Source organism: Streptomyces sp. (assembly GCF_036566765.1).
In the GTDB taxonomy this organism is placed as follows: domain Bacteria; phylum Actinomycetota; class Actinomycetes; order Streptomycetales; family Streptomycetaceae; genus Streptomyces.
The window spans coordinates 1-5,910 of sequence record NZ_DATCVQ010000311.1 but is presented as its reverse complement, the minus strand read 5'-3'; the positions used below and the strand labels follow the sequence as shown (position 1 = coordinate 5,910).

Annotated in this window: 8 protein-coding genes; 3 read left to right on the top strand and 5 right to left on the bottom strand. The window is 69.2% G+C overall.

Annotation, left to right across the window (positions count from 1 at the left end):
• On the top strand, positions 1-212 hold a 212-nt coding region (locus tag VIU94_RS17855; RefSeq protein WP_331912652.1), incomplete at its 5' end, for a hypothetical protein.
• Between the two features lie 147 nt (positions 213-359).
• Here VIU94_RS17855 and VIU94_RS17850 read toward each other — a convergent pair.
• The 3 genes from VIU94_RS17850 to thyX form a co-directional block, all read right to left on the bottom strand.
• Positions 360-2,045 (bottom strand): ribonuclease J, encoded by a 1,686-nt coding sequence (locus tag VIU94_RS17850; RefSeq protein WP_331912650.1) that lies wholly within the window; start codon positions 2,043-2,045, stop codon positions 360-362.
• A gap of 120 nt (positions 2,046-2,165) precedes the next feature.
• Positions 2,166-3,065: a 4-hydroxy-tetrahydrodipicolinate synthase gene (gene dapA, locus VIU94_RS17845; RefSeq protein WP_331912648.1), complete on the bottom strand. Its 900-nt coding sequence runs from the start codon at positions 3,063-3,065 to the stop codon at positions 2,166-2,168.
• Positions 3,066-3,290: 225 nt separating this feature from the next.
• Positions 3,291-4,031: an FAD-dependent thymidylate synthase gene (gene thyX, locus VIU94_RS17840; RefSeq protein WP_331912646.1), complete on the bottom strand. Its 741-nt coding sequence runs from the start codon at positions 4,029-4,031 to the stop codon at positions 3,291-3,293.
• A 201-nt stretch (positions 4,032-4,232) separates the two neighbouring features.
• On the opposite strand from thyX, the gene VIU94_RS17835 reads away from it, so the two are divergent.
• Entirely contained in the window at positions 4,233-4,499 is a 267-nt protein-coding gene (locus VIU94_RS17835; RefSeq protein ID WP_331912644.1) for a hypothetical protein, read from the top strand.
• 94 nt (positions 4,500-4,593) lie between these two features.
• Positions 4,594-5,142 carry an SCO5741 family PH domain-containing membrane protein gene (locus tag VIU94_RS17830; RefSeq protein WP_331912642.1) on the top strand — a complete coding sequence of 183 codons (549 nt, stop codon included), beginning with the start codon at positions 4,594-4,596 and terminating at the stop codon, positions 5,140-5,142.
• A 38-nt stretch (positions 5,143-5,180) separates the two neighbouring features.
• On the opposite strand, the gene VIU94_RS17825 is transcribed toward VIU94_RS17830, so the two are convergent.
• A complete protein-coding gene (locus VIU94_RS17825) occupies positions 5,181-5,627 on the bottom strand; it encodes a hypothetical protein (protein ID WP_331912640.1) in 447 nt (148 codons plus the stop codon).
• Positions 5,628-5,640: 13 nt separating this feature from the next.
• On the bottom strand, positions 5,641-5,910 hold a 270-nt coding region (locus VIU94_RS17820; RefSeq protein WP_331912638.1), incomplete at its 5' end, for a dihydrodipicolinate reductase C-terminal domain-containing protein.

Below are 5,910 nucleotides of genomic sequence, written 5' to 3'. Positions count from 1 at the left end.
GGCACGCTGTTGAGTTCTCAAGGAACGGACGCTTCCTTCGTACTCACCCTCTCGGGCTTTCCTCCGGGCTTTTCCCTTCGGTCTTTCGTGTTTCCAGCTTAGCAGATCCGATTTCTCGTTTCTGCCACCCGCTGGAGCGGGCTTTCCGTTCCGGGAATTCGCTTTTCGGCGGTTTCCCTTTCCGGCGGTTCCGACTTTATCAGATGATCTGAGTCGGATTTCCCGCCCCTCCCGGTCAACCCGTTCCGGTGCACAGCGGCACCGGGGCTTCCCGTTCAGGCGGAGCCGTAAACGTACTGGAGCGGAGCGCTCGGATGCAAATCGAGGCGCTCCGCTCCTGGTTCGGGCCTGAGGGTGGGTCAGACCTCGACGACGACCGGGAGGATCATCGGGCGTCTGCGGTAGGTGTCGGACACCCACTTGCCGAGCGTGCGGCGGATGAGCTGCTGGAGCTGGTGGGGCTCCATGACGCCGTCCTGGGCCGACTTGTTCAGGGCTTCCTCCAGCTTCGGGACCACGGCGTTGAACGCCGAGTCGTCGATGCCAGAGCCACGGGCGTGGATGTTCGGACCGCTCACGATCTTGCCGGTCGTGGAGTCGACGACGACGAAGGCCGAGATGATGCCCTCCTCGCCGAGGATGCGACGGTCCTTCAGGGACGACTCGGTGACGTCGCCGACCGAAAGCCCGTCGACATACACGTAACCGGCCTGGACCTTGCCGACGATCCGCGCCTTGCCGTCGACCAGGTCGACGACCACGCCGTCCTCGGCGATGACGATGTGGTCCTTGGGGATCCCCGTCAGCGCGCCGAGCTCGGCGTTGGCGCGCAGGTGACGCCATTCGCCGTGGACCGGCATGAGGTTCTTCGGGCGGCAGATGTTGTAGAAGTACAGCAGCTCGCCGGCCGAGGCGTGGCCCGAGACGTGCACCTTGGCGTTGCCCTTGTGGACCACGTTCGCGCCCCAGCGGCTCAGGCCGTTGATCACGCGGTAGACCGCGTTCTCGTTGCCCGGGATCAGGGACGACGCCAGGATCACGGTGTCGCCCGGGACGATCCGGATCTGGTGGTCGCGGTTGGCCATGCGGGACAGGGCCGCCATCGGCTCGCCCTGGGAGCCCGTGCAGACGAGCACGACCTCGTCGTCCGGCAGGTCGTCGAGGGTCTTGACGTCGACGACGAGGCCGGCCGGGACCCGCAGGTAGCCCAGGTCGCGGGCGATGCCCATGTTGCGGACCATCGAGCGGCCGACGAAGGCGACCCTGCGGCCGTACTCGTGGGCGGCATCGAGGATCTGCTGGATGCGGTGCACGTGGCTGGCGAAGCTGGCCACGATGATCCGCTTCTGGGCGTTCGCGAAGACCGTGCGCAGGACGTTGGAGATGTCCTTCTCCGGCGGCACGAAGCCCGGGACCTCGGCGTTCGTCGAGTCGGACAGCAGGAGGTCGATGCCCTCCTCGCTGAGCCGCGCGAACGCGTGCAGGTCGGTGAGGCGGCCGTCCAGCGGCAGCTGGTCCATCTTGAAGTCGCCGGTGGCGACGACCATGCCCGCAGGGGTGCGGACAGCGACGGCCAGGGCGTCCGGGATGGAGTGGTTGACCGCGATGAACTCGCAGTCGAAGCGGCCGAGCTGCTCGCGCTGCCCCTCGACCACCTCGAGGGTGTAGGGGCGGATCCGGTGCTCCTGGAGCTTGGCCTCGATGAGCGCGAGGGTCAGCTTGGAGCCGATCAGCGGGATGTCCGGCTTCAGCCGGAGCAGGTAGGGGACGCCGCCGATGTGGTCCTCGTGGCCGTGCGTGAGCACGATGCCCTCGATGTCGTCGAGGCGGTCCCGGAGGGTGGTGAAGTCCGGCAGGATCAGGTCGACGCCCGGCTGCTCCTCTTCGGGGAAGAGGACGCCGCAGTCGACGACCAGCAGACGGCCGTCGAACTCGAAGACCGTCATGTTCCGGCCGATCTCGCCGAGCCCGCCGAGCGGCGTGACGCGCAGACCGTTCTTGGGAAGCTTCGGCGGGGCGCCGAGTTCAGGATGCGGATGACTCAAAAGACTCTCCTCACCACGCACGCCACGTACCGCTTGGGCACGTGGCGCGCGTGACATTCGTGCACTTGCTGTTGTCTGTCGTGATCCGAAGATCATCTATTCAGTTGTGAAGTCCGTTGATCAGAGCTGTACCCCGCCGGCGGCGAGATCGAGCTTCAGCTGGGCGGTCTCCTCGGGGGACAGCTCCACGAGCGGCAGCCGCAGCGGGCCGGCCGGGAGGCCCTGGAGGGCGAGGGCGGCCTTGGTGGTCATGACGCCCTGGGTGCGGAACATGCCCGTGTACACCGGCAGCAGCTTCTGGTGGATCTCGGTGGCCTTCTGGACGTCGCCGTTCAGGTGGGCGTCGAGCATGGCCCGGAGGTCCGGGGAGACGAGGTGGCCGACGACGGAGACGAAGCCGACCGCGCCGACGGAGAGCAGCGGCAGGTTGAGCATGTCGTCGCCGGAGTACCAGGCGAGGCCGCTGCGGGCGATGGCCCAGCTGGCGCGGCCGAGGTCGCCCTTGGCGTCCTTGTTGGCGACGATCCGGGGGTGCTCGGCGAGCCGGACGATCGTCTCGGTGTCGATCGGGACGCCGCTGCGGCCGGGGATGTCGTACAGCATCACCGGGAGCTCGGTGGCGTCGGCGATGGCCGAGAAGTGCCGGTACAGGCCCTCCTGCGGGGGCTTGTTGTAGTACGGCGTGACGGCCAGCAGGCCGTGCGCGCCGTCGCGCTCGGCGGTGCGGGCGAGCTCGATGCTGTGGTGGGTGTCGTTGGTGCCGATGCCGGCGACGACGTGGGCGCGGTCGCCCACCGCCTCCAGGACGGCGCGTACCAGCTGCGATTTCTCCGCGTCGGTGGTGGTGGGCGACTCGCCGGTGGTGCCGTTGACGACGAGACCGTCGTTCCCGGCGTCGACCAGATGGGCGGCGAGTCGCTGGGCACCGTCGAGGTCAAGTGCGCCCTCGGCCGTGAAGGGCGTGACCATGGCGGTGAGGACCCGCCCGAAGGGGGTCTGCGGAGTGGAGATCGGAGCCATGGGTAACACGCTACTCGCTGCTCAACGCACGGTGTCCCCTCGGGGGACGTGAGATACGGAGCCCGGCACTGCCTGCTCGGGGGTTCAAGCAGTGCCGGGTCCGTTTGATCAGCCTAGATGAACTTCGTGAAACGTCGCAATCCGGACACTTCGCGTGACGATCTCGCACATCTGTACCGCAAGAGGTCACACATATGGCTTTTGGGCCTTATGACCGCTTGCGCCTTACGGGGCCACGCGGCCGTTCTGGTTGAAGGCGGCGTACGTGAGCGGCATGAGCTCGGCCCAGTGCTGCTCCATCTTCTCGCCGACCATCTCGATCTCCCGCTGCGGGAAGGACGGCACCGCGGCGAGCTCATGCTGGGTGCGCAGGCCGAGGAAGTGCATCAGCGAGCGCGCGTTGCAGGTGGCGTACATCGAGGAGAAGAGACCGACCGGGAGGACCGAGCGGGCGACCTCGCGGGCGACGCCGGCCGCCAGCATCTCCCGGTACGCCTCGTACGCCTGGAGGTACGAGTCCTCCATGACGCGGCCGGTCAGCTCCTGCTGGGCCTCGGTGCCCTCGACGAAGACGTACTTGCCCGGGCGGCCCTCCTGGACCAGCTTGCGCGAGGCGTCGGGCACGTAGAAGACCGGGTGCAGCTCCCTGTAGCGGCCGGATTCCTCGTTGTACGACCAGCCCACGCGGTGCCGCATGAACTCGCGGAACACGAAGATGGGGGCGCTGATGAAGAAGGTCATCGAGTTGTGCTCGAAGGGGCTGCCGTGGCGGTCCCGCATCAGGTAGTTGATCAAGCCCTTGGAGCGCTCCGGGTCCTTGCTGAGCTCGTCCAGGGACTGCTCGCCGGCCGTGGAGACCCGGGCCGCCCACAGCACGTCCGAGTCGCCGGCGGTGTGCTTCACCAGCTCGACGGTCACATCGCTGCGGAAGCTGGGCTTGAGGTCTTCTGCGGGGGTGTGGGTCACCGGCGGGTCCTTCCAGATTGCTTCGCTCGGGGCGGCGCCCACTCTACGGGGAGCCACTGACAGTCCCGTCCGAGCGAGCCCTCTCGGCCCGGCGTCCGAGTTTCTTCGGCCAATTCGGCAAAATGGGGCACCGCGCCACGCTTCCGCTCGTCTGTACCGATGACAGCGCGTTCCTGTGCATCTTCCGAGGAGTGGTCCCTGATGTTCCTCCCCCAGCTACCGCTGGGCGGTACCCCCAGGCGTGAGACCGTCCCGTTCGCTTTCGTGGCCGAGGCGGACAGCTTCCGCAGTAACGTCACTCCGCCGCCCAGGGAGCGCCTCAGCACCCCCGAACTCGTGGGCCGTACGCTGGTCGGGCTGACCGTCGTGGCCGGTCTCGTCGGGTCGCTGCTCTTCGGCATGCCGGCTCTGGAGACCAGCCACTCCCCGGCCCACCAGGAACAGTCCGAGGCCTCCGACGGCCGCTGATCTGTCCGGCCCCCGGGGTGGCCCGGTGCGGACCCCCCTGGGTAGCCTCACCGACCACAGCCCCAACGAGCGTGCTTGTGAGTGAGGACCTGTCGTGCCCCTGCCCTTCCTGACGGCCGACCGCGCTTTCGACACCGACGACGACGTCGCCCTGCCCTTCGACGACCACGACACCTGGCGCCGGCCCTACCGGCCCGGCCCGTGGCGGGTCGGGGCGGCGGCGCTGGCGCTGCTGCTCGCGTCGTTCGTGCTGCTCGCGGCGGTGATCATCGCCGTCGCCGGCGCACTGCCCGGCGCGGGCGTCTGTCTCGGACTCGCCGCGCTGATCATCGGCTTCGCGCTGCGGATGCTGCGCGTGGGCACCTGGGTCAGCCGGCACGGCGTGCGCCAGGTGCGGCTGTTGGCGACCACCACGCTGCCGTGGCACAAGGTCGCCGAGCTGCGCACGGTGCAGCAGCCGGTGCGCTGGCTGGGACTGCCCCGCACGGTGCAGGGCCAGGCGCTGGTCCTCGTCCGGCAGGACGGCGAGCAGGCCCCGCTGCTCACCGACCACAGCGCCGACTTCCTCTCCCGCATCGAGGCCTTCGACCGCGCCGCGGACACTGTCGAGGCCTGGAACGCGGAGTACGCGGGCGCCCGCTAGGCACCCGCGTACTCGTCGGACGAACTCCCCGGCCGGCCCTAGGCCGTACGGCCCCCGTGCAGCGCGATGGCGCGCTGCATCGCCTTGCGGGCGCGCGGCGTGTCACGCGCGTCGTGGTACGCGACCGCGAGCCGGAACCAGCAGCGCCAGTCGCCCGGGGTGTCCTCGGTCTCGGCCTTGCGCCGCGCGAAGACCTCGTCGGCGGAGTCCCGGTCGATCCGGCCGCCCGGGGTGCGGGACAGCTCGTCGACCGGGAGACCGCCCTCGGCCTCCAGCTCCGCCGCCAGCCGGTTCGCGCGCCGCGCGAACCGGGTGTTCTGCCACAGGAACCAGCCGCCGACGCAGGGCAGCAGGAACGCCACCGCGCCCATGCCCATCGCCGCCGGCTCCCCCGTCAGCAGGAGCAGTACGCCCTCCATCGCCACCACGCCGAAGACGAGCACCAGCACGGTGGCGAGGAAGAAGTACGTGATCTTTCCGCCCATGACTCCTGCCGCCTCAGCCCAGGTCCAGGAAGTGTTCCAGGCCGAAGGTCAGGCCGGGAGTGACGGCCACGCGGCGCGCGCCGAGCAGGATGCCCGGCATGAAGCTGCTGTGGTGCAGCGAGTCGTGACGGATCGTCAGCGTCTCGCCCTCGCCGCCGAGCAGCACCTCCTGGTGGGCCAGCAGACCCCTCAGGCGTACCGCGTGCACCGGGACGCCGTCGACGTCCGCGCCGCGCGCGCCCGGCAGGGCCGTCGCGGTGGCGTCCGGCTGGGCGCCCAGGCC